The organism is Pseudomonas sp. B1(2018), from assembly GCF_003097365.1.
Lineage (GTDB): Bacteria > Pseudomonadota > Gammaproteobacteria > Pseudomonadales > Pseudomonadaceae > Aquipseudomonas > Aquipseudomonas laurylsulfatiphila.
Map to the genome: position 1 here is coordinate 56489 of NZ_PYUK01000013.1, position 23714 is coordinate 80202.

Annotated in this window: 19 protein-coding genes and 1 pseudogene; 11 read left to right on the forward strand and 9 right to left on the reverse strand. The window is 61.9% G+C overall.

Features of this window, described 5'->3' with window-relative positions; all coding sequences use genetic code 11:
- The first annotated feature begins 3 nt into the window (after positions 1 to 3).
- Positions 4 to 315, forward strand: coding sequence for a YqfO family protein (locus C9422_RS20375; protein WP_116581913.1), 312 nt, complete (start codon positions 4 to 6; stop codon positions 313 to 315).
- Positions 316 to 424: 109 nt separating this feature from the next.
- On the opposite strand, the gene nagE is transcribed toward C9422_RS20375, so the two are convergent.
- From nagE to C9422_RS20410, 7 genes are all read right to left on the reverse strand, one after another.
- Positions 425 to 2140 carry an N-acetylglucosamine-specific PTS transporter subunit IIBC gene (nagE, locus tag C9422_RS20380; protein ID WP_116581914.1) on the reverse strand — a complete coding sequence of 572 codons (1716 nt, stop codon included), beginning with the start codon at positions 2138 to 2140 and terminating at the stop codon, positions 425 to 427.
- Positions 2141 to 2180: 40 nt separating this feature from the next.
- Complete coding sequence (ptsP, locus tag C9422_RS20385; protein ID WP_116581915.1) at positions 2181 to 4697, reverse strand: phosphoenolpyruvate--protein phosphotransferase; 2517 nt, start codon at positions 4695 to 4697, stop codon at positions 2181 to 2183.
- A 135-nt stretch (positions 4698 to 4832) separates the two neighbouring features.
- Entirely contained in the window at positions 4833 to 5855 is a 1023-nt protein-coding gene (locus tag C9422_RS20390) for an SIS domain-containing protein (protein ID WP_116581916.1), read from the reverse strand.
- On the reverse strand, positions 5836 to 6942 hold the full coding sequence (gene nagA / locus C9422_RS20395; RefSeq protein ID WP_116581917.1) for an N-acetylglucosamine-6-phosphate deacetylase: 1107 nt from the start codon (positions 6940 to 6942) through the stop codon (positions 5836 to 5838). Before nagA ends, C9422_RS20390 begins: the two co-directional genes overlap by 20 nt.
- A gap of 35 nt (positions 6943 to 6977) precedes the next feature.
- Positions 6978 to 7709 carry a GntR family transcriptional regulator gene (locus tag C9422_RS20400; RefSeq protein ID WP_007973947.1) on the reverse strand — a complete coding sequence of 244 codons (732 nt, stop codon included), beginning with the start codon at positions 7707 to 7709 and terminating at the stop codon, positions 6978 to 6980.
- A 284-nt stretch (positions 7710 to 7993) separates the two neighbouring features.
- On the reverse strand, positions 7994 to 8497 hold the full coding sequence (locus tag C9422_RS20405) for a murein L,D-transpeptidase family protein (RefSeq protein ID WP_007973946.1): 504 nt from the start codon (positions 8495 to 8497) through the stop codon (positions 7994 to 7996).
- Positions 8498 to 8619: 122 nt separating this feature from the next.
- The gene (locus C9422_RS20410) at positions 8620 to 9171 is read right to left on the reverse strand and encodes an NUDIX hydrolase (RefSeq protein WP_116581918.1); all 552 of its coding nucleotides are present in this window, start codon (positions 9169 to 9171) and stop codon (positions 8620 to 8622) included.
- Positions 9172 to 9318: 147 nt separating this feature from the next.
- On the opposite strand from C9422_RS20410, the gene C9422_RS20415 reads away from it, so the two are divergent.
- The 8 genes from C9422_RS20415 to guaA all read left to right on the forward strand — a co-directional run bounded on the left by C9422_RS20415 (position 9319) and on the right by guaA (position 16711).
- Positions 9319 to 9918, forward strand: coding sequence for a CoA pyrophosphatase (locus tag C9422_RS20415; RefSeq protein WP_095964846.1), 600 nt, complete (start codon positions 9319 to 9321; stop codon positions 9916 to 9918).
- A gap of 45 nt (positions 9919 to 9963) precedes the next feature.
- Positions 9964 to 10488, forward strand: a complete 525-nt coding sequence (locus tag C9422_RS20420; RefSeq protein ID WP_102699098.1) for a gamma carbonic anhydrase family protein — start codon at positions 9964 to 9966, stop codon at positions 10486 to 10488.
- Positions 10485 to 10700, forward strand: a complete 216-nt coding sequence (locus tag C9422_RS20425) for a DUF1289 domain-containing protein (RefSeq protein ID WP_102699097.1) — start codon at positions 10485 to 10487, stop codon at positions 10698 to 10700. The genes C9422_RS20420 and C9422_RS20425 overlap by 4 nt, the downstream gene beginning before the upstream one ends.
- A gap of 134 nt (positions 10701 to 10834) precedes the next feature.
- Positions 10835 to 11302, forward strand: a complete 468-nt coding sequence (locus tag C9422_RS20430) for a preQ0 transporter (RefSeq protein ID WP_116581919.1) — start codon at positions 10835 to 10837, stop codon at positions 11300 to 11302.
- Between the two features lie 77 nt (positions 11303 to 11379).
- The gene (gene purT, locus C9422_RS20435; RefSeq protein WP_007982831.1) at positions 11380 to 12561 is read left to right on the forward strand and encodes a formate-dependent phosphoribosylglycinamide formyltransferase; all 1182 of its coding nucleotides are present in this window, start codon (positions 11380 to 11382) and stop codon (positions 12559 to 12561) included.
- A gap of 200 nt (positions 12562 to 12761) precedes the next feature.
- On the forward strand, positions 12762 to 13310 hold the full coding sequence (locus tag C9422_RS20440; RefSeq protein ID WP_007973932.1) for a hypothetical protein: 549 nt from the start codon (positions 12762 to 12764) through the stop codon (positions 13308 to 13310).
- 228 nt (positions 13311 to 13538) lie between these two features.
- Complete coding sequence (gene guaB, locus C9422_RS20445; protein ID WP_007973930.1) at positions 13539 to 15008, forward strand: IMP dehydrogenase; 1470 nt, start codon at positions 13539 to 13541, stop codon at positions 15006 to 15008.
- A gap of 125 nt (positions 15009 to 15133) precedes the next feature.
- The gene (gene guaA, locus C9422_RS20450) at positions 15134 to 16711 is read left to right on the forward strand and encodes a glutamine-hydrolyzing GMP synthase (RefSeq protein ID WP_116581920.1); all 1578 of its coding nucleotides are present in this window, start codon (positions 15134 to 15136) and stop codon (positions 16709 to 16711) included.
- 83 nt (positions 16712 to 16794) lie between these two features.
- Here guaA and C9422_RS20455 read toward each other — a convergent pair whose 3' ends face one another.
- Positions 16795 to 21336 (reverse strand): membrane-targeted effector domain-containing toxin, encoded by a 4542-nt coding sequence (locus C9422_RS20455; protein ID WP_116581921.1) that lies wholly within the window; start codon positions 21334 to 21336, stop codon positions 16795 to 16797.
- Positions 21337 to 21555: 219 nt separating this feature from the next.
- Here C9422_RS20455 and C9422_RS20460 point away from each other — a divergent pair, with 219 nt between their 5' ends.
- Entirely contained in the window at positions 21556 to 22932 is a 1377-nt protein-coding gene (locus C9422_RS20460; protein ID WP_116581922.1) for a multicopper oxidase family protein, read from the forward strand.
- Positions 22932 to 23429, forward strand: coding sequence for a tRNA adenosine(34) deaminase TadA (gene tadA / locus C9422_RS20465; RefSeq protein ID WP_116581923.1), 498 nt, complete (start codon positions 22932 to 22934; stop codon positions 23427 to 23429). The genes C9422_RS20460 and tadA overlap by 1 nt, the downstream gene beginning before the upstream one ends.
- Before the next feature lie 135 nt (positions 23430 to 23564).
- Here tadA and C9422_RS20470 read toward each other — a convergent pair.
- Positions 23565 to 23678, reverse strand: a pseudogene (locus tag C9422_RS20470) (DUF1698 domain-containing protein); the annotation flags it as partial.
- Positions 23679 to 23714 lie beyond the last annotated feature (36 nt).

Genomic DNA, 23714 nt, shown 5'->3' on the forward strand with positions numbered 1-23714 from the left:
GTCGTGTACAAGCTCAGCTTCTTTGTTCCCGACAGTCATGTCGACGTGGTCAAAAGTGCCGTATTCGCTGCCGGTGGCGGACGGATCGGTGCTTACGACCACTGTGCATGGCAAGTGTTGGGCCTGGGCCAGTTTCGTCCACTGGACGGCAGTCAGCCGTTCATTGGCGAGGCAGGGCAGGTCGAACAGGTCGAGGAATGGAAGGTCGAGCTGGTAGTGGCTGATGAGTTGATTCGCTCGGTGGTGGCGGCTCTGAAACAGAGCCACCCCTACGAGACACCGGCTTATGAAGTGTGGCGGCTGGAGGATTTCTGATCCTCCGGCACTGAAATGAAAAAACACTGTAGGAGCTGCCGAAGGCTGCGATCTTTTGATCTTAAAAGATCGCAGCCTTCGGCAGCTCCTACAATGTGTACGTCGTCGATTAAACCTTGGCACTGACCTCGCTGCGATTGACCATCGCTTCCAGCGCATCACTCAAACTCGGCGCCTTGTCGCCAATCAACAGATGCCAGATCCCGCCTTCCAGCTGACTCACACCCTGGCAACCCAGCGCTTTCAAATCACACTCCGACAACGCCTTGCCATTGGCCAGTTGCAGGCGGATGCGCGTCATGGCGATGCAGTCGAGTTGCAGCACATTGTCGCCACCCCCCAGCGCATTGAGCCATTGCTGCGCCTCGGGTGTTGCCACAGCGGCGGGTGGAGGCGCGTCGATTTCTGCTGCCGGCGACGACACCATGGCACGCCCCAGCGCCGGCATCGCCAGGCGAATTTCGTCGGCAATTGCATCGGCCATCGGCCCGACCACTACCTGCAGACTCCCGCCCTTGCCCGGACGCACTACGGCCATGGCGCCGAGCGCCTTCAGATCGGTATCCGAGGCCTTGTTGCGATCCACCATGTCCAGGCGTAACCGCGTGGTGCAGGCACCGACAGTGATCAGGTTTTCGGCGCCGCCCAAGGCCTTGATGTAAGCCCCGGCGCGTTCATTGTCGGCCACCGCCACTTGCGGGGCGGCAGCGCTGGTTTCGCGCCCCGGTGTCTTCAGGTCAAAACGACGGATGCAGTAATCGAACACCACGTAATAGATCACGGCATACGCCAGGCCCACCGGGAACACCAGCCAGCCGTTGGTGGACTTGCCCCAGCCCAGCACCATGTCGATGAAGCCACCGGAGAACGTGAAGCCCAGGTGAATGTTCAGCGCGTTGGTGATGGCCATCGACAGACCGGTCAGCAACGCATGCAGCAGAAACAGCAGCGGCGCGAGGAACATGAAGGCGAACTCGATCGGCTCGGTCACGCCGGTCAGGAACGCGGTCAGGGCCATCGACAGGAAAATCCCGCCCATCACCTTGCGCCGCTCCGGCAGGGCGTTGCGGTACATCGCCAGGCACGCAGCGGGCAGGCCGAAGATCATCACCGGGAACATGCCGGTCATGAACTGGCCGCCTTTCGGGTCGCCGGCGAAGTAGCGCGACAGGTCGCCGGTGACCAGCGCACCGGTGGTGGGGTCGGTGAAATTGCCGAACACGAACCACGCCATGTTATTGAGGATATGGTGCAGGCCGGTGACGATCAGCAAGCGGTTGAACACGCCGAAGACGAACGCACCAATGCTGCCGCTCTCCATCATCAGCGTGCCGAAGCTGTTGATGCCGTGCTGGATCGGCGGCCAGATATAGCCGAACACCACGCCCAGGCCCACGGCGGCGAACCCGGTGACAATCGGCACGAACCGTCGGCCACCGAAGAACGCCAGGTATTCCGGCAGCTTGATGTCCTTGAAGCGGTTGTACAGCGCGCCGGCCATCAGGCCGCTGACGATCCCGGCGAGCATGCCCATGTTGATGCTCGGATCGAGCACCTTGAGGGTGGCGATCATCACCAGGTAGCCGATCACCCCGGCAAGTCCGGCCGTACCGTTGTTGTCCTTGGCGAAACCGACCGCGATGCCGATGGCGAAGATCATCGCCAGGTTGGCAAAGATCACTTGGCCGGCGTCGTGGATGATCGCGATGTTCAGCAGGTCGGTATCGCCCAGACGCAGCAGCAGGCCGGCAATCGGCAGGATCGCGATCGGCAGCATCAGCGCGCGGCCGAGGCGTTGCAGGCCTTCAATGAAAAGTTGGTACATGGCGGATCTCCCTGGATTTTGTTCTTCTTTTGTAAAGAGCTCAGCTCAGAGGCCAATGCTGGTGGCAGGCATGACGCACGGCGCTGGCGCTGCTCAGCTTGAGCAGGCCCTGACTGATGCGCCGGCATTCGCTGGCGTCGAGATGACGCACGCGGTCCTTGATTTCACCGATCTGTACCGGGCTCACCGACAGCTCGCTGACCCCCAGGCCGATCAACACCGGCGTGGCCAGCGGATCGGACGCCAGTGCACCGCAGACACCGACCCAGCGTTTGTGCTGCGCCGCGCCAGCGCAGGTCTGGGCGATCAACCGCAGCAGGGCCGGGTGCAGCGCATCGACGCGCGCGGCGAGCCCGGCATGGTCGCGGTCCATGGCCAGGGTGTATTGCGACAGGTCATTGGTGCCGATGGACAGGAAGTCCGCGTGTTCGGCCAGTTGCTCGGCCAGCAGCGCGGCGGCCGGCACTTCAATCATCACCCCCAGCTCCGGGCGTTGCGCCAGACCCAGTTCGGTACACAAGGCGTCGAGGCGTTGGCGGATGTGCAGCAGTTCATCGACCTCAGTGATCATCGGCAGCAGGATCCGGCAGCGTGACAGCGGGCGCAGGTGCAGCAGCGCGCGCAGTTGCTGGTCGAGCAGTTCCGGGCGGACCTGGGCCAGGCGAATGCCGCGCAGGCCGAGCACCGGGTTGGCCTCGGCGGGCAGGGGCAGGTAGTCGAGTTGTTTGTCGCCACCGACGTCGATGGTGCGGATGATCACCGACTTGTCGCCCATGGCATCGAGCACGGCTTGATAGGCCTGGTGTTGTTCCTGTTCGTCCGGGGCGGTGAGGCGGTCGACGAAGAGAAATTCGGTGCGCAGCAAGCCGACGCCGTCGGCGCCATTGGCCAATGCGTCCGCCGCTTCCGTGCTGGACGCCACGTTGGCGGCGACTTCGATGCGCAGGCCATCGGTGGTCAGCGCCAGTGTGTGCGCCTGGGCCTGTTGTTCGGCCCGGCGTTGTTGCTGTTGCTGTTGCAGCTGGCGCACGTCGGCCAGGCGCTGTGTGCCGGGTGTCAGTTCGAGGCGGCCGCTATCGGCGTCCAGCACCACCGGTTGCCCCTGTTGCTGATCCAGCAGCGTCGAGCCCAGTGCGACCAGGCACGGCAGGCCCTTGCCCCGGGCAAGAATCGCCACGTGGGAGGTCGCACCGCCCTCGGCCATGCACAGCCCGGCGACGCCTTGCTGGCTCAGTTGCAGCAAATCGGACGGAGTCAGTTCATGGGCCGCGACGATGGCACCGGCCGGCACGTCGTAATGCCAGGTATCGCCGAGCAATACGCGCAGCACCCGTTGCTTGAGGTCGCGTAGGTCGTTGGCGCGTTCGGCGAGCAATGTGCTGCCGGTTTGCTGGAGCACTTCGCATTGCGCGTCGATGGCCTGGCTCCAGGCGTGGGTCGCGGCGGTGCCCTGGGCGACGGATTGGCTGGCAGCGTCGAGCAAGGCCGGATCTTCGAGCAGAGCCAGGTGCGCGGCGAAAATGGCCTCTTCAGCGCTATCCTTGTGTTTTTTTGCCTGGGCCAGGGTGTGGTCGATTTCGCTGCGCACCTGGCTCAGTGCCGCGTCCAGAACCTGGCGTTGCTGTTGCGGATCATGCTGGCCGGCATCCACGGGCAGGCTGATCGCATTCAGGCGAAACAGCGGTCCGCCGACCAGGCCCGGCGCTGCGCAGACACCGTGCAACACACCGGTTTCGGCGGGGCGATTGCGTTGGGCGATCGTTGGTGGCGCGACGGCGTGACTGTCTTCGGCCAGGGCTGTGGATAACGCGGTGAGCAAGGCTTGCAATGCGGCTTCGGCGTCCGGGCCCTGGCAACTGACCTGGACTTCTGCCTGCTCGCCGATGGCCAGCCCCATCAGGCCGATCAGGCTGTCGCAGGTGGCCGACTTGCCGGCGAAGTGCAGCTGCGATTTGCTTTTGAAGCCTTGTGCGGTCTGACGGATCAACGCCGCCGGCCGCGCGTGCAGGCCGCCACGGTGAGCAATGCGCACGTGACCGACAATCTCGGCGCCGGCAAATTCGACATCGACCTCTGCGGTCGATGTCTGTCGACGAATGATGTGCAGCAGCGGCTCACCGACTTTCACCGATTTGAGGGTGATGGGCCGCGCCTGAAAATCCTGGCTGTTGGTGAGGATCAGCAGGCTGACCAGGCTTTTGCATTGTTGCGCGACCTTGTCCAGGTCGTAGCGCAGCAGGGGTTGGCCATTGGCGACGCGCGCGCCTTCCTTGACCAGCATCGAGAAACCCTGGCCCTGCAGCTCGACCGTGTCGAGGCCCAGGTGCAGGAGCAATTCCGCGCCGTTGTCGGCACGCAAGGTTAGCGCGTGACCGGTGCGCGCGACATGCACCACCACACCCGCGCAGGGGGCGTGGAGCGTGTCGTTGAGCGGATCGATGGCGATGCCGTCGCCCATGGCGCCACTGGCAAACACTGGATCCGGGACTTTGGCGAGCGTGAGCACCGGGCCGCTGAGCGGGGCGCTTAAAGTCAGCTCTTTATTGTTGTTATGCATGGCTCGGTCTCATCAAATAAAGGTTCGCTTCGCACCCTTTTGTAGGAGCTGCCGCAGGCTGCGATCTGTTGGTCTTCAAAAACAAAATCAAAAGATCGCAGCCTGCGGCAGCTCCTACACACGGGGCACCGGTCATCAGTGGGTGCGGGTGACTTTGCTCAAGTGCCGCGGCTGGTCCGGGTCCATGCCGCGGGCCACGGCCAGGCCGGCGGCCATCACGTAGAAACTCTGGATCGCCAGGATCGGGTCGAGGGCCGGGTGTTCGGCGCGGGTCAGGGTCAGGTCGCGCTCGAGCACGTCATCCGGTGCGGCCAGCAGGACACGGGCGCCGCGCTGGCGCATGTCGGCGGCCAGGCTCAGCAGGCCGGCCTGCTCGGCGCCCCGTGGGGCAAACACCAGCAACGGGTAGTTGTCGCCGATCAGGGCCATTGGGCCGTGACGGACTTCGGCACTGCTGAAGGCTTCGGCCTGGATCGCCGAGGTCTCTTTGAATTTGAGCGCTGCTTCCTGGGCGATGGCGAAACCGGCGCCACGGCCGATCACCATCAGCCGCTGGCAATCGCGCAAGGCCTCGATGGCCGGGCTCCAGTCCTGCTGCGCGGCGTTGCGCAGGCCGTCGGGCAAGGCCAAACCAGCCTCGAGCAGTTCGGCGTCGTCCTTCCAGTGCCCGATCAACCGCGCGCTGGCGCTCAGGGTGGCGATGAAACTCTTGGTCGCGGCGACGCTGCTTTCAGTGCCGGCACACAGCGGCAGGCTGAACTCACAGGCGGCTTCCAGCGGCGAGTCTTCGGCATTGACCAGCGAAATGCTCAAGGCGCCGCGCTTGCGCAACAGGCGCAGGCTGTTGACCAGGTCCGGACTTTGCCCCGATTGCGAGAAGGCGAATGCCACCTGGCCGCTGACCTTCAGCGGCGCCTGCTGCATGGTCACCACCGACATCGGCAACGACGCCACCGGGATGCCCAACAGCTGCATGGTCAGGTAGGCGAAGTAGCTGGCGGCGTGGTCGGAGCTGCCGCGCGCCACGGTCATGGCCACTTGCGGCGGCTGACGACGCAGGCGTCCGGCGATCTCGATCATCTGCGGGTCGAGTTGCTGCAGTTGGGCTTGCACGGCCTCGAACGAGGACAGCGCCTCTTCAAGCATTTTTGAAGTCAATGTCTTCTCCTTCGACCATGACGGCGGTCAGTTTCAGTGAGCGATCCAGCCGCACGCAGTCGGCCCAGGCCCCCGGTTGCAGGCGCCCGCGTTCGGTGAGGCCGAGGTAGTCGGCGGGGAATTGCGACAGGCGCTGCGAGGCTTCGGCGATGGGCAGGCCGATTTTCACCAGGTTGCGCAACGCCTGATCCATGGTCAGGGTGCTGCCGGCCAGGGTGCCGTCGGGCAGGCGCACGCCGCCCAGGCACTTGGTCACGGTGTGGCTGCCGAGTTTGTACTCGCCGTCGGGCATGCCGGCGGCGGCGGTCGAGTCGGTGACGCAGTACAGGCACGGGATCGAGCGCAGGGCGACGCGGATGGCGCCGGGGTGCACGTGCAGCAAGTCCGGGATCAATTCGGCGTACTTCGCGTGGGCCAGTGCGGCGCCGACGATCCCCGGCTCGCGGTGATGCAGTGGGCTCATGGCGTTGTAGAGGTGGGTGAAGCTGCTGGCGCCGGCCTCCAGTGCCGCGACGCCTTCCTCGTAACTGCCCAGGGTGTGGCCGATCTGCATGCGGATGCCGCGGCGGCTGAGGTCGCGGATCAAGGCGTCGTGACCGGCGATTTCCGGGGCAATGGTGATCACACGGATCGGCGCCAGTGCCAGGTAAGCTTCGACCTCGGCCATCAATGCGGTATGGGCGAAGTTGGGTTGCGCGCCGAGCTTGCCGGGGTTGATGTAGGGGCCTTCGAGGTGCACGCCGAGCACCCGGGCGCAACCTTGTGGCCGCTGCTCACAGAATTCGCCGACGGCTTCGAGCACGCTGGCGATCTCTTCGCTCGGCGCCGTCATGGTGGTGGCCAGCAGCGACGTGGTACCGAAGCGCACGTGGGTGCGGGTGATGGTTTCGAAGGCGGGCGTGCCTTCCATGATGTCTTTGCCGCCACCGCCGTGAACGTGCAGGTCGATGAAACCCGGCAGCAGATAAGGCAGGTCGTTGTCCGCCGGATCGCAAGGGACGCCTTCGATGGACACGACCTTGCCGTGGGCGTGGACCAGTCGGCCGCGAACCCAGCCGTGGGCGGTGAGGATGTTGTCTTCGGACATGTCGGGATCTCGGTTTTTAGCGACCGGCTGTTTTGTCAGCGACGCAGTTCGGCCACAAAGTCGTAGTAGTCGTTGCGGCAATAGGTGTCGGTGACTTCGATGGGCGTGTTGTCTTCCAGGTAGCCGACCCGGGTCATCAGCAGCATGGCGGTGCCGGGGGCGATGCCGACCAGCGCGGCGAACTCGTCCGAGGCGTTGATCGCCTGGATATGCTGCAAGGCGCGCACCACCGGCTTGCCGATGCCGTCGAGGAATTCGTAGAGGGAATCACCCACTGATTGCGGCTTGGGAATGATCGAGGCGGGCAAGGTGCTCATCTCGATGGCCATCACGGTGTCGTCGGCCTTGCGCAGGCGTTTGAGGCGCGCGACCTTGTCGTTGGGCGACAGGCCGAGGCGGATCAGCTCTTCGTGTGTCGGCAGGGTGATTTCCCGCTCCAGCCATTGCGAGCCGGGCACGAAACCCTTGAGGCGGAGCATTTCACTGAAGCCGGACAGACGCGATAGCGGTTGTTCGAGGCGCGGCGTGATGAAGGTGCCGGAGCCTTGGTTACGGCGGATCAGGCCTTGTTCGAACAACACTTCCAGCGCCTTGCGGGCGGTGACGCGGGAGATACCCAGGGTTTCGCTCAGATGGCGCTCCGACGGCATGGCCTGTTCGGCTTTCCACTGGCCGGCATGGATCGCCGCTTCCAGATTGCGTGCCAGTTGCAGGTACAACGGCGTGGGTTGAGTGTCGTCGGGGCGCAGGGCCTGTAGGTCGTTCATGTAGGCATTGTCCGATGCGGATATAGGATTGTTGTCGCCCGGTTGTGAGGCGAAACTAATACCACTTGCATACCATGTCAACGCGGGTGTTTTACAAGAATTGCCTGATTGTGGCCGGCTGGAGGTGGGGTGGTTTGAAGTGGTATTAGCGGTGGGCTTTAAAACGACAAAGATCGCAGCCTGCGGCAGCGCCTACAGAGCGAAATGGTATTCACCCTGTAGGAGCTGCCGTAGGCTGCGATCTTTTGATTTTATTTTTTGATGCCGACCAATGGTCGAGGGAATTACGGACGAATTTCGATCATCGTGCCGTCCGGCACCAGGTTCCAGACTTCACGCATGTCCATGTTGCGCATGGCGATGCAGCCGTCGGTCCAGTCCAGGGTGTGGAACAGGTCTTCCGGGGTGTCTTCGGTGTCCGGGGTGCCGTGGATCATGATCATGCCGCCGGGCTCGACGCCTTCACGACGGGCGCGGGCCGAATCGCTGATGTTCGGGTAGGAAATGTGCATCGCCAGGTTGAATTTATCACTGACCTTGCGCCAGTCGACCCAGTAGAGGCCTTCCGGGGTGCGCTTGTCGCCTTCCATCAGTTTCGGCCCCTTGGGACGCTTGCCCAGGGAAATGCGATAGGTCTTGAGCGGCTTGCCGTCATTGATCAATTGCAATTGATGGGACGACTTGAGAACCAGGATTTTCTCGATGACCTTGCCGTCCAGGGGTTCCAGGGCAGAAGCCTGGGACACCGCGACGAAAGACAAACAGAACAGGGCAAGCAACCAGCGCATTGAAACGATTCCCCAGGAGGTGTCGCGACTATTCATTTATAGATGTTTTATGTAAGAGCTGCCGAAGGCTCAAGCCGCGTTCGGACGATTCTTCAGCTGCTACCAATGATACCAATATGGCATCAGATAATGGCAGGCTGGGCAAGCGGCGGAATCGATTCAGACCGTACGGGATAGATCTCGGTCCGCCGGTCAGCGAAGAAGCATTCTAAGGTACGGCCCACCGTGCGGAAAGCCAGCTCATCCCAAGGAATGTCCGCTTCGTCGAATAGTTGCACTTCCAGGCTCTCGGGGCCGGCAGAAAAATCCAGATCGGCCAGCTCGGCACGGAAGAACACATGCACCTGGCTGATGTGCGGCACATCGATCAGGGTATAGATGCTCAGGTTGCGCACCCGGGCGCAGGCTTCCTCGGCGGTTTCGCGAATGGCGGCCTGTTCGATGGTCTCGCCGTTCTCCATGAAACCGGCGGGCAGGGTCCAGTAGCCGCGGCGCGGCTCGATGGCCCGCCGGCACAGCAACACCTTGCTGCCCCAGGTCGCCACGCAGCCGGCGACGATATTGGGGTTCTGGTAGTGGATGGCCTGACAGCTGTCGCAGACAAAACGCAGGCGTGAATCGCCCTCGGGAATGCGCTGGGTCACCGGGTTACCGCACTGGCTGCAAAATTTCATGCTGGGGTTCCTGAATGCTGCGCCTATCTTGGCGTGCGGCAGTGCCGGTCGGCAAGTTGTCGTTTCGCGACATGGGGCGGTTGCGGGGGTTGGGCGACCGCAGCGATTGGTGCATGATGCCGGGTAAGGCACAAATCGAGAACACTCATGCTGGACGAGCTACTGCATCGGGTTAGTCACCATACTCCACGCACACTGGAGACCGATCGTCGTTTTCCCGAGGCCGCAGTGCTGGTGCCCATCACCCGCAGTGACGAGCCCGAGCTGGTTTTGACCCTGCGTGCCAGCGGCCTGTCGACCCATGGCGGCGAAGTCGCCTTCCCCGGTGGTCGCCGCGACCCCGAAGACTCCGACCTGATTTTCACCGCCCTGCGTGAAGCCGAAGAAGAAATCGGCCTGCCGCCGGGGCTGGTCGAGGTGATCGGCCCGCTCAGCCCGCTGATCAGCCTGCATGGCATCATGGTCACGCCCTATGTCGGGGTGATCCCGGATTTTGTCGAATACCGGGCCAACGATGCCGAGATCGCCGCGGTGTTCAGCGTGCCCCTGGAATTCTTCCGCAAAGACCCTCGCGAACATACCCATCGCATCGACTATCAGGGCCGCAGCTGGTACGTGCCGAGCTATCGCTTTGGCGAATACAAGATCTGGGGGCTGACGGCGATCATGATCGTCGAGTTGATCAACCTGCTGTATGACGCCAAAATCAGCCTGCATCAACCTCCCAAAAGCTTTATCAATACCTGAAGCCATCGTTCGAATGGCACTGCCCGAGCCCTGAGGAATACAACAATGAAATACCGCCTGGGCGACGCCCGTGTCGAAACCCATCCACAGAGCTGGGTCGCCCCCAATGCCGTGCTGGTGGGCAAGGTCAAGCTGGAGGAGGGCGCCAACGTCTGGTTCAACGCCGTGCTGCGCGGCGACAACGAGTTGATCCTGATCGGCAAGAACAGCAACGTCCAGGACGGCACCGTGATGCACACCGACATGGGCTATCCGCTGACCATCGGTACCGGCGTGACCATCGGCCACAACGCCATGCTTCACGGCTGCACCGTCGGCGACAACAGCCTGATCGGCATCAACGCGGTGATTCTCAATGGCGCGAAGATCGGCAAGAACTGCATCATCGGCGCCAATTCGCTGATCGGCGAAGGCAAGGAGATCCCGGACGGATCGCTGGTCATGGGGTCGCCGGGCAAAGTGGTGCGCGAATTGACCGAACCGCAAATCAAGATGCTGGAGGCCAGCGCAGCCCACTATGTGCACAACTCGCAGCGTTATGCCCGCGATCTGGTCGAGCAGGAAGAATGAGCACGCCCGAACGCCCGGTGGCATCGCCCTGCGTGAGCATTTGTGCGCTGGATGACGATGATATCTGCACCGGTTGCCAGCGTACGGTTGAGGAAATCACCCGCTGGAGCCGCATGACCAACGACGAACGGCGCAAGGTGCTGGGGTTGTGTCATGAGCGGGCCAAGGCCAGTGGGTTGGTGTGGATGATCGGCAAAACACCTGGTCGATAATTGAAGATCACGAGATCGCAGCCTTCGGCAGCTCCTACAGGGGATCGCATTCCATGTAGGAGCTGCCGCAGGCTGCGATCTTTTGATTTTGCGTTGGGCTGAAGTACCCTGCACACCAAATTACAGGTACTCCCATGCTCTTCCTGATCACCTACATCAGCAGCGTCGTGCTGATCAACTTCGCCTTCTCCACCGCCCCCCACCTGGACATCATCTGGTCAGCCTGGGGCGGGCTGGTGTTTATTTTGCGCGACATGGTGCAAACCCGTTTCGGGCATGGCTCCCTCGTGGCGATGCTGGTGGCGCTGGTGTTGTCCTACGCCACCTCCGATCCGTCCATCGCCCTGGCCAGCGCCACGGCGTTCGCGGTTTCCGAGTGCATCGACTGGCTGGTGTTCAGCATCACCAAGCGCCCGCTGCATGATCGCCTGTGGATAAGTTCGGCCCTGAGCATTCCCCTCGATACCTTTATCTTTTTCGGCATGATCGACGCCCTGACGCCGGGGGTGATCCTCACCGCCCTGGGTTCGAAATTCGCCGGGGTCACCGCCGTGTGGCTGATCATGGCCTGGCGCCTGCGCAAACAGGCTGTCGTCAGCTGAAGTTCATGTAAAATGCCGCGCTTTCTCCCCATGGGAAGCGTGCTTCCCTCGATGATCCGCTTCTTGAGGACCTTCAGATGACCCGTATCGGAACTCCATTGTCGCCCACCGCGACCCGCGTATTGATGTGTGGCTGTGGCGAGTTGGGCAAGGAAGTGGTGATCGAGCTGCAACGCCTGGGCGTTGAAGTGATTGCCGTGGATCGCTACGCCAACGCGCCGGCCATGCAGGTGGCGCACCGCAGCCACGTGATCAACATGCTCGATGGCGCTGCCCTGCGTGCCGTGATCGAGGCCGAGAAGCCGCATTTCATCGTCCCGGAAATCGAAGCCATCGCCACCGCGACCTTGGTGGAATTGGAGGCCGAAGGTTTCACCGTGATCCCGACCGCCCGCGCCGCGCAACTGACCATGAACCGCGAAGGCATCCGTCGCCTGGCCGCTGAAGAGCTGGACCTGCCGACCTCGCCGTACCATTTCGCCGACACCTTCGAGGACTACAGCAAGGCCGTTGAAGACCTCGGTTTCCCGTGCGTGGTCAAGCCGGTCATGAGTTCCTCGGGCAAGGGCCAGAGCCTGTTGCGCAGCGTCGATGACGTGCAGAAAGCCTGGGACTACGCCCAGGAAGGTGGCCGTGCCGGTAAAGGTCGGGTGATCATCGAAGGCTTCATCGATTTCGACTACGAAATCACCCTGTTGACCGTGCGCCACGTTGGCGGCACCACCTTCTGCGCACCGGTCGGTCACCGTCAGGAGAAGGGCGACTACCAGGAGTCCTGGCAGCCGCAGGCCATGAGCCCGATTGCCCTGGCTGAATCCGAACGCGTCGCCAAAGCCGTGACCGAAGCCCTGGGTGGCCGTGGTCTGTTCGGCGTCGAGTTGTTCATCAAGGGTGACCAGGTGTGGTTCAGCGAAGTCTCGCCGCGCCCGCACGACACCGGGCTGGTCACGCTGATCTCTCAGGACCTGTCGCAGTTCGCCCTGCATGCACGGGCCATTCTCGGCCTGCCGATCCCGTTGATCCGTCAGTTCGGGCCATCGGCTTCGGCGGTGATCCTGGTGGAAGGGCAGTCGACCCAGACCGCTTTCGCCAACCTGGGCGCCGCCTTGAGCGAGCCGGATACCGCGCTGCGCTTGTTCGGCAAGCCTGAAGTCAACGGCCAGCGCCGCATGGGCGTGGCCCTGGCGCGCGACGAGTCGATCGAAGCCGCCCGCGCCAAGGCGACCCGTGCTTCGCAGGCGGTTGTGGTAGAGCTGTAAAACTTCTCGGGCAAGTCTGCAATCCCTGTGGGAGCGGGCTTGCCCGAGAAGGCGTCGGCACATCAAACATAGGTGTTGACTGACCCACCGTCTTCGCGGGCAAGCCCGCTCCCACAGGATCGGCGCCAGGCATCAGGTCGGGGTCGACCTATAATTTGTGGATGCCCAAGACCCTTCATCAATGCTCCAGGCCTGTACCCATGAATTCCCAAAGCATCATCGTCCCGAAAATCTCCACCCTGCCGGTGCACGAGCCCCGGGCCCGGGCCGTTGTGCGCTGGCTGGTGCGCAAGAACATCATCCAGGAAGAGCTAACCACCTGTGGTCGCACCGGCAATCGCATGGCCCATGCCATCGCCGACGGTGCCCGCGCAGTGGTCCTGCACCCCGAAGCCCTGCCGTTCGGCGAGCCGGTCAATGGCCTGGAGATCATTACCAAGCGCTGCATCTATACGCCAGCCAAGGGGTTCCTTGAAGAAGCCGGCTGCGCCGAGTGTCGCAAGGAAGTCGGTGAAGCGCTGTTCGAAAGCCTGGAAGACTGGATGCCGGGGCGCACCGATAACTTCACCTGCCCGGAATGCGGGCATGAAGACGACATCAACGGCTTTCTGTTCCTGCAGGAATGCGGCTTCTCCAACCTCGGGTTCATTTTCAACAACTGGGCCGAAGCCGGGTTCAAGCAGAGCTTTCTCGACGAATTCGCCGATTGGCTCGATCAACCGGTCAGCTGGGTGAAAGTCGAACTCTGACTGTAGGAGCTGCCGAAGGCTGCGATCTTTTGACTTTGATTTTTCAAGATCAAGATCAAAAGATCGCAGCCTTCGGCAGCTCCTACAGGAACGTGGTGAATACCGTAGATTCGGGCATTAATTCCCGTATGTCAGTAATGCCAATAATAGTCAGAGTTTTACATTGAACCCGAGGGGGTGTCTGACTATAATGGCGCGCTTCCATTTTCCCGCTCGGGAGCCCCCGCGATGCTGCGTATCAGCCAAGAAGCTCTGACATTCGACGACATTCTCCTAGTGCCCGGTTATTCCGAGGTGCTTCCTAACGAAGTCAGTCTCAAGACCCGCCTTACCCGTGGCATCGAGCTGAATATTCCACTGGTCTCCGCTGCCATGGACACCGTCACTGAAGCCCGTCTGGCAATTGCCATGGCTCAGGAAGGTGGTATCGGCATCATCCACAAGAACATGACCATCGAGCAGCAAGCTGCCGAAGTCCGCAAGGTCAAGAAGTTCGAAGCCGGCGTCGTAAAAGACCCGATCACCATCGAGGCTGATGCCACGGTGCGCGACCTGTTCGAACTGACCCGCCTGCACAACATCTCCGGCGTTCCGGTACTGCACAATGGCGACCTGGTCGGCATTGTCACCTCCCGTGACGTGCGTTTCGAGAACCGTCTGGAAGCCACTGTCCGTGAAGTGATGACGCCTAAAGAGCGTCTGGTCACGGTCAAGGAAGGCGCCGACAAGAACGATGTGCGTGAACTGCTGCACAAGCACCGCATCGAGCGCGTGCTGATCGTCGACGACAAGTTCGCCCTCAAAGGCATGATGACCGTCAACGACATCGAAAAAGCCAAGGCTTACCCGCTGGCCAGCAAGGACGATCAAGGTCGTCTGCGCGTTGGCGCTGCCGTCGGTACCGGTAAAGACACCGGTGACCGCGTCGCGGCCCTGGTCAACGCCGGCGTTGACGTGGTGGTGGTCGACACCGCTCACGGTCACTCCAAAGGCGTGATCGACCGCGTTCGCTGGGTCAAGCAGAACTTCCCTGAAGTGCAGGTCATCGGCGGCAACATCGCCACCGGCGCTGCCGCCAAGGCCCTGGCCGAAGCTGGCGCTGACGCGGTCAAGGTCGGTATCGGCCCTGGCTCGATCTGCACCACCCGTATCGTCGCCGGTGTCGGCGTACCGCAAATCAGTGCCATCGCCAACGTCGCCGCTGCCCTTGAAGGCACTGGCGTGCCGTTGATCGCCGACGGCGGCATCCGTTTCTCCGGTGACCTGTCCAAGGCCATCGTGGCCGGTGCCTCCTGCGTGATGATGGGCTCGATGTTCGCCGGTACCGAAGAAGCGCCGGGCGAGATCGAACTGTTCCAGGGCCGTTCGTACAAGGCTTATCGCGGCATGGGTTCGCTGGGCGCCATGTCCCAGGCCCAGGGTTCGTCCGACCGTTACTTCCAGGACTCCTCGGCAGGCGCCGAGAAGCTGGTTCCGGAAGGCATCGAAGGGCGTGTTCCGTACAAGGGCACCCTGAGCGCCATCATCCATCAACTGATGGGCGGCCTGCGTTCTTCCATGGGCTACACCGGTAGCGCCAACATCGAAGAAATGCGCACCAAGCCCGAGTTCGTGCGGATCACCGGCGCCGGCATGGCCGAGTCCCACGTCCACGACGTGCAGATCACCAAGGAAGCGCCGAACTATCGGGTCGGCTGACGCCGACAGCTATAAGCCACAAGTTACAAGCTGCAAGCGGTGCTGTGATAGTGCAGTGCCGCGCGGTTTCCGATTACTTGCAGCTTGCAGCTTGAAGCTTGCAACTGCTTTTAAGAGTTTCCCCCATGGCCCTCGACATTCACGCTCACCGCATCCTGATCCTCGACTTCGGTTCCCAGTACACCCAGCTGATTGCCCGCCGCGTGCGCGAAATCGGTGTGTATTGCGAACTGCACCCGTTCGACATGGACGAAGATGCGATCCGCGAATTCGCTCCTAAAGGCGTCATCCTCGCCGGTGGCCCGGAGTCGGTTCACGAAGACAACAGCCCTCGCTGCCCGCAAGCCGTTTTCGACCTGGGCGTGCCGGTCTTCGGTATCTGCTACGGCATGCAGACCATGGCCGAACAACTGGGCGGCAAGGTTGAAGGTTCCGAGCTGCGTGAGTTCGGTTACGCCCGCGTAGACGTGGTCGGCAAGAGCCGTCTGCTCGACGGCATCGAAGACCACATCGACGCCGACGGCCTGTTCGGCCTCGACGTCTGGATGAGCCACGGTGACAAGGTTACCCGGATGCCGGAAGACTTCCACATCCTGGCCAGCACCCCGAGCTGCCCGATCGCCGGCATGTTCAGCGACGAGCGTCGCTACTACGGCGTGCAGTTCCACCCGGAAGTGACCCACACCAAGCAGGGCGGTCGCATCCTGTCGCGCTTCATCCTCGACATCTGCGAGTGCGAAGCGCTGTGGACCCCGTCGAAGATCGCTGAAGACGCCATCGCCCAGGTTCGCGCTCAGGTCGGCACCGACAACGTTCTGCTGGGGCTGTCCGGCGGTGTTGACTCGTCCGTGGTTGCCGCACTGCTGCACAAGGCCATCGGCGACCAGCTGACCTGCGTGTTCGTCGACAACGGCCTGCTGCGCCTGCACGAAGGCGAGCAGGTGATGGCCATGTTCGCCGAGAACATGGGCGTCAAGGTGATCCGCGCCAACGCCGAGGACCAGTTCCTCAACAACCTTGCCGGCGAAGCCGACCCGGAGAAGAAGCGCAAGATCATCGGCCGCACCTTCATCGACGTGTTCGATGCCGAATCCTGCAAGCTGGACAACATCAAGTACCTGGCCCAGGGCACCATCTACCCGGACGTGATCGAGTCGGCTGGCGCGAAAAGCGGCAAGGCCCACGTGATCAAGTCGCACCACAACGTGGGCGGCCTGCCGGAAGAGATGAACCTGAAACTGGTCGAGCCACTGCGCGAACTGTTCAAGGACGAAGTGCGCCGTCTGGGCCTTGAGCTGGGCCTGCCTTACGACATGGTCTACCGTCACCCGTTCCCGGGCCCGGGCCTGGGCGTGCGCATCCTTGGTGAAGTGAAGAAGGAATACGCCGACCTGCTGCGTCGTGCCGACCACATCTTCATCGAAGAACTGCGCAAGGCCGACTGGTACCACAAGGTCAGCCAGGCCTTCGTGGTATTCCAGCCGGTGAAATCGGTTGGCGTGGTTGGCGATGGCCGTCGTTACGCCTGGGTCGTGGCCCTGCGTGCCGTGGAAACCATCGACTTCATGACCGCGCGTTGGGCTCACCTGCCTTACGAACTGCTGGAAACCGTATCCGGCCGCATCATCAATGAAATCGAAGGCATCTCCCGCGTCACCTACGACGTGTCGAGCAAGCCGCCGGCGACCATTGAGTGGGAATGATCCCGCGCCAGCCTTGATGTGCTGAAGGCTGGAACACAAAAACCGTGTGAAATCCGATTTCACACGGTTTTTTTGTGCGCCGGTTACAGCGGTTGCGACCAGCCGGCCAGTGTCATGCCCATCTGATCCAGCCCATTCAATAGCGCTTTCATGCTGCCAAAGCGCTTGCCATTGATCGAAGGCCATTCGGGGCGTTCGATGTAGAAGCGGCCGTTATCGTTCTCGATGAGCGTACGCACGATTGCATTACTGCGGCTGCGGTGCACCAGGAAGGTCATGCGCGGTTGCAGTTTCAAGGTGTACATCCCGCGGTGGGGCAAGGCCGCTTCGATTTCCGACTGGGTCTGCGCTGTCCATGGCGTTGCCATTCGCAAGAGCAAATCACCTTTGACCAAGGCGCTGCGATCGAACGCGGTTCCGCCCAGTGGCAGGATTCTTCCGGGGTCGGGCTCGATGCCCACCGGGGCGCCTTCGGCGACATCTTCAACGCGTATGCCGATGGCTTCTTCCAGTTCGCTGACGCCCGCCACGCCTTCGAAGGTGTTGGAGTGGGAGTTGCCCATCAGCGCCACCCATTTGTGCGCGCCACGCAGGGCCTGGTCGCTGCGGATGATCGAGCGGGCGAAATAGTTCATCATTTTCTGTCGCGCCGTGGGCTCAACCGCAGGCTCCAGCGATCCGACCTTCTCCATGCCGTTGAGCCGGTAGCTCGCCATGCAATCGATGGCCTGCACCCGAATCTTGAAACGGCGCGCCTGTTTGACCAGTTGCAGAAACGTATCGCGCCCCAGCGGGTCGGTCATGTTGCCGACATCGAGTGCGTTGAGGTAGCTCTCCAGATCTTTCGCCATCGTCCCGGTTTCGAAAAACGTATCCAACGCCGCTTGATGGAAATCGGTCAGCAGATGTTCCATGTACAGGGTCTTCACGTTCTTGTTGGCCAGCAGCTCCATGTTCTCGATCAGCCACTGCTTGCTGGCGATGGAGCTATGGCTTTCGCCGATCACCAGGCCTCGGGCATGTTCGAGGCTTTCCGCGATGATGTCTTTGGCACTGGCCTCGGGAGCAAGCGCCGGGATCGGCGGACGTGCGGGAAGTTGTAGCTCGGCGTAAAAGCGCACGGCATCGCGATGCAGGCGTTTTCTGATCGCCTTGAAGTCGCGGTAGGGATCGTGCTCGTTGAGGCTGTCGTAGAAGTCGCGCAACGACTCGTCGTCCTGGCCGTTCGCGCCACCTTTCAGTTCGGCCTTCAACTGCTCGGGCATGTCGTACTCCGAGGCGGGCAAGCGCAGCATGGGTGTCTTGCCACCACCGTTGAGCCCGCCGCGCGGCATGGTTTGCCATTCACCCTCAGCGTTCAGGCGCACGGGGATCGAGTTGGAGAACGCGTGAGGGTTTTCCGGGTCGATGACGGCCCAGTGCCCGCCGCCGTTGAGGTCGGCCTCCCAACGCACGTAGTAAGGCGTGTGATTGAGCATGATGGCGGTTGAAGGATTGGAGTTGAGTCGATAGATGCCCTGGAATTTTCCGGGCTCATCAACCATCGTTTCACCTTCAAGCAGTTCGTTGGCCTGCCAGTTGGAGGGAATGGCCGGTCGCGGGATGTCGGGCAGTGCCTGTGCCACGTCTTGAAGTACTGGCCAGCCCATTGGCCGCATGCCTTTTGCGATCAGTGCCTGTTTCAGTTCCTCGTAACTATCCACCGTCATGGACTCGTAGGTCGGTGCGAGCGGGGTATCCAGATTGATCCTGCCGCCGGGAGTCAAACGGACAACACTGTCGGCCATGCGCCCCTCGGCGTTGCGATAGACCACCAGCACGCTGCTGCGGTAGCGCTGGAAGGTGAACATTCCCGGTTCCGGTAACAGCGCCCGCAGGTCTTGTGGCGTTCTGTAGGCCCACGGGGTTTCCACTTGCACACGCCAGTCGCCTTTGATCCGGGCCTGGAGGCTGTCGGGATCGGCCAAGCCTTCCGATTCATAAACAGGGGAGTCTGGGTAGTCGGCAAACTCCACCGTCAACCCGGGATCGGCACTGACGGGCTGCGCCTGTCCCTGCGTGACGTCAGCGATGCGCACACTCAATGCATCGGTCTGTTCGCTGATGCCTTGGTAACCTCTGAATGCCGTCATGTTTTCTTGATTGACCAGGGCAACCCATTTCGACGACTCCTTCAATTGTTCGTTGAAGTTGATCACTTCACTGGCGAAAAAACCTCGCACCATCTGGTTCTGCGGTTCCGGGTCGAACGGGTCGTCATTGACGTTGTAAGTGGTGGACATGTCGATGGCCTGCACCCGGATGCGCTGGGCATTGGCCGCTTTCACCAACTGTTTGAGATTGAATTGACCTTCGGGATCGTTGCCCGCCTTCAAGTCGAGTTTGTTCAGGTAGTTCTCCAGTTCTTCGGACATCTCTGCGCTGCGGGCGAAGGCGTCCAGGTCGAGCTGATTGGCGTTCGCCAGCAGTTCCTGCAAGTACAGCGTCTTGACCCCACGCCGAGCCAGTTCGGGCATGTTCTCGATCAGGAACTGTTTGCTGCCGATGGCGCCGCGGCTCTCGCCGAAGACCAGCCCCGGCTTGCTTGCGAATGCAGTGTCGAGCAATTGCGCCGGGGTTTCGATCAGTTCGGCAGCAGGCCTCGGCAGGCGGAGCGTCGGTGGATGAAGCTGGTAATGCGCGTTGGCATCGCTGATCAGGTTTCGGCGAGGTACATCCTGGGCCAGATCGAACTCGCTCACCGACTCCGTTGCCCCTGATTCGGTGGTGAATGCCGTGCGCACCTCGGCGCCGCCGAGTGCCCAGCTGCGCATTTCGGGGTCATCCAGTCCGGGCACATGAATGCCCTCCGATCGCGCCCACTCTTCGACGACGGGCGCGCCCGTTGCGCTTGCATCCGGTACAGGTGGCACGTCCATACCGCCCTGCAACCCCAGGCGCGGAATGACTTCCCACTTGCCATCGGCGGCCAGACGCACGGGAATCGAACCGGAAAGGGCGTTGGGATTGGCCGGGTCGATGATGGCCCAGTGGCCGCGACCGTTGAGATCGCTTTCATAGCGCACGTAGTACGCGCTGTCGTTGAGCTCGATCGCGGTGGACGGGTTGGACGCGAGCTGATGAATGCCCTGGAACTTGCCGGGCTCTCGCATCAGCGTGTCCTCGGACAACGGCACGTCGATCCTGAAGTTGTCCGGCACCGTTGGCGTGCGCTCGGTGGGCAGACCGGTTTCCCTCGGTGCTGGTTTAACCGCGGGTTCGGTCGATTCAAGCAGATCGGACATTTCCTTGGCTTCGGCGGCTTCGATATCAGGGCCGATTTCCTCCAGCGAGCCCGGGCCCTTTAGGACCAGCAGGTTGAACAGCAAATCAATGCCGCTGAGCACCGCACCGAGGATCCCGGCCTTGCGCTCCTGCGCGGTTTTGCCATTCACCGCCTGATCGATGTTCAGACCGATACTGGCGATGCTGGCGCCGATCACGGGCAGGGCGACCGGCCAACCGACCACCGCCATCGGGCCGAAGACTTTCATACCGGCGCTGAGGTAGCCGAGCCAGAGTTTTTTGCGCAGGTCGCCATTGGAGGTCAGCGAGAGCGCGGCTTCGGCGAACATCGCGTCCTTGGTCGAGTCGCGCAACCAACTGAAGGCATCGCCGCTGACGACCTGATCTTCCTGGTTGATCAGGTGGTGATCGTACTGGCCCCAGGAGCTCACCAGCCGGTTCATGAGGTCGGTGATGTTCTCGTCGATTGCCTGCCGGTCAGCCTGGGAGAAGTGCGTCATGAACTGCCGGCGCACTTGTTTTTTGTTCATCTGCTGCAACACCCAGAAGTGCATGTCCGTCGCGGTTTCCAATACCGTGAACGCATTGATCTCACCGGGCAGGTAGACGATCTGCCGCCCCTTGGGCGCGACAATGCGCAGCGCATTGATGGCGACGTAGCCGGCGACATCGAGGCTGCGAACGTTGCCGGCGCAAGGGTGCAGTGCTTGCGGCATCGGCAGGCTGACGGGCCAGGTGACAGGGCCGATCACGGCTTGAGTGACGTACTGGAAATCCTCGTCACTCAACTGGCCTTTGTCCCGTGCTTTAACGGCTTTGATGAGAAAGTTGCACTTGGCGAGGGTGCGGAAATCGTCGCCCGACCGGGTCCAGAAGGTGGTCAGACGTTCTTCGTACAGCGCGCTGAAATTGATGCTCCAGAAGTCCTTCAGCACGTCGTTGCCGTGCAGGCGCACTTCATTGCTTTCGTTGTAGATCTCTGCGTGGGGCCCTGCGGTGTAGAAGCCGCCATACACGTCGAGCAGGTCGGCGTTGTCCTGGTCGCCGACCCGAAAACGCTGGATCACCAGTTGCGTCAGGGTCATGGTCGACGTGGGCGTTGCGTGCACGTGCTCCCAGCCAGTGAAGGCTTTCGAGCTGCTTTGGGAAGCGTCGAAACGGTGGAAATAGACCTTGTCCGGATCGAGGCCGGTGACGTGGTACTTCTTCAGCAAATCGCTGGCGACTTCGTGGGCCGTGTCCTGCAGGCTCGGGCAGGTCTGGATCACGGTGGTGGCGATCGCCTTGAGGGCGGTCTTGTCGGCGGCGTTGGGCAACGGCCGGGTTTGTGTCGAGTTCATTGCACTCTCTTTCCTTGAGAATTCGAATGCCGAGGATGCTGCCCTCGTTCGATGAAGGTGCGCTGCATAGTTATGTCTCTTTATCCGCGAAATGGGTGTAGAGACAAGGCCATCTGCGTCCATCCGCCGCGCAGCCCTTACTGTTTCGCAATCGCAGGTGTATCGTATTCGCCTTTTGCGGGCCCCCGGGGCCTGTCCGATTCGCGAGGTGGTTGGTTAATGTCCTTTTCCCGTCGACAAATACTCGGTGGTCTGGCCGGTCTTGTGGTGGTTGGCGTGGGAGCCGGTGGTGCGTCGCGTTACTGGCTAGGCAAGATGGCCCATGCGGATGCCGGTCACGACTATGAGTTGATCGCCGCGCCGTTGGACGTGGAGTTGGTGGCCGGGCACAAGACCCAGGCCTGGGCCTTCGGCCCGTCGGCGCCGGGCACCGAGTTGCGGGTGCGCCAGGGTGAATGGCTGCGGGTGCGCTTCATCAACCACCTGCCGGTGGCGACCACCATTCACTGGCACGGCATCCGCCTGCCGCTGGAAATGGACGGTGTGCCCTACGTCTCGCAATTGCCGGTGCTGCCGGGCGAGTACTTCGACTACAAATTCCGTGTGCCGGATGCCGGCAGCTATTGGTATCACCCGCATGTGAACAGCAGCGAAGAACTCGGCCGTGGCCTGGTCGGCCCGCTGATCATCGAAGAACGCGAACCCACCGGTTTCAAGTACGAAAAGACCCTGAGCCTGAAGAGCTGGCATGTTGACGAGGTCGGCAATTTCGTCGAGTTCAGCATTCCCCGGGAAGCGGCCCGGGGCGGCACGGCGGGGCGCCTGGCGACCATCAACGGTGTGCCGCAGGCAGTGATCGACTTGCCGGCCGGGCAGATCACCCGGGTGCGCATTCTCAATCTCGATAACACCCTGACCTATCGACTGAACATTCCCGGCGTCGAAGCGCAGATCTATGCGCTGGACGGCAACCCCATCGAACCGCGCCCGCTGGGCAAGGAATACTGGCTCGGCCCTGGCATGCGCATTTGTCTTGCGATCAAGGCGCCGCCGGCCGGTGAAGAATTGTCCTTGCGCAACGGCCCGGTGCGCCTGGGTACCTTGCGTTCAGTGGCCAACACCGACGCGCCAACCGAGTGGCCGCCGTCACTGCCGGCCAACCCGATCGCCGAGCCGGACCTGGCCAATGCCGAGAAACTCAACTTCAATTTCGAATGGGTCGGCTCGGTGTCGGTCAACGTCGACAACGGCAAGCCGCCGAGCCTGTGGCAGATCAACGGCAAGGCCTGGGACATCACCGACAAGACCTGCGCCGACCGCCCGATTGCCAAGCTGGAAAAGGGCAAGAGCTACATTTTCGAATTGAAGAACATGACCCAGTATCAGCACCCGATTCACCTGCACGGCATGAGCTTCAAGGTCATCGCCTCGAACCGGCACAAGGTGATTCCGTACTTCACCGACACTTATCTGCTGGGCAAGAACGAGCGCGCGCAAGTGGCGCTGGTGGCGGATAACCCCGGGGTCTGGATGTTCCACTGCCATGTGATCGATCACATGGAAACCGGCCTGATGGCCGCCATCGAGGTGGCGTGATGCGTCAGATTCGTCCCGCCGCCATCATCGATCGCAGCCGTGATCGCGAATTCATGCGTGAAGCCCTGGCCCTGGCCGCCCAAGGCGCGGCCCTGGGCGAAGTGCCGGTGGGCGCGGTGCTGGTGCAGGACGGTGAAATCATCGGGCGTGGCTTCAATTGCCCGATCAGCACCAGCGATCCCAGTGCCCACGCCGAGATGGTCGCGATTCGCGCCGCCGCCGAGGCCGTCAGCAACTATCGCCTGCCCGGCAGCACGCTGTATGTGACGCTGGAGCCGTGCAGCATGTGCGCCGGGCTGATCGTGCATTCGCGGATCACGCGGGTGGTGTATGGCGCGCTGGAGCCCAAGGCCGGGATTGTGCAGAGCCAGGGGCAGTTTTTTACCCAGGGCTTTTTGAATCACCGGGTGTTGCATGAGGGGGGGGTGTTGGCGGAGGAGTGCGGGGCGGTATTAAGCGAGTTCTTCAAGGCTCGACGGGCCAAGCCCGCCCTCTGAACCACGCCACCATTCCCTGTGGGAGCTGGCTTGCCAGCGATGGCGTCGGTACATCAAACATTGATGTCGACTGAACCACCGCTATCGCTGGCAAGCCAGCTCCCACAGGTTTTTGCAGTGTCTGGGAGAGATCGGTTACTTCTTCGCGACAATCACCGCCCGCATCGGCGCCGGCAGCCCTTCAATCGTCTTGCTGTGATCCTCGGGATCGAGAAAATCGCTCAGCGACTGATACTTCATCCACTCCGTCCCGCTGTTCCTCGACGGTAGTGGTGCTTGAAGTCA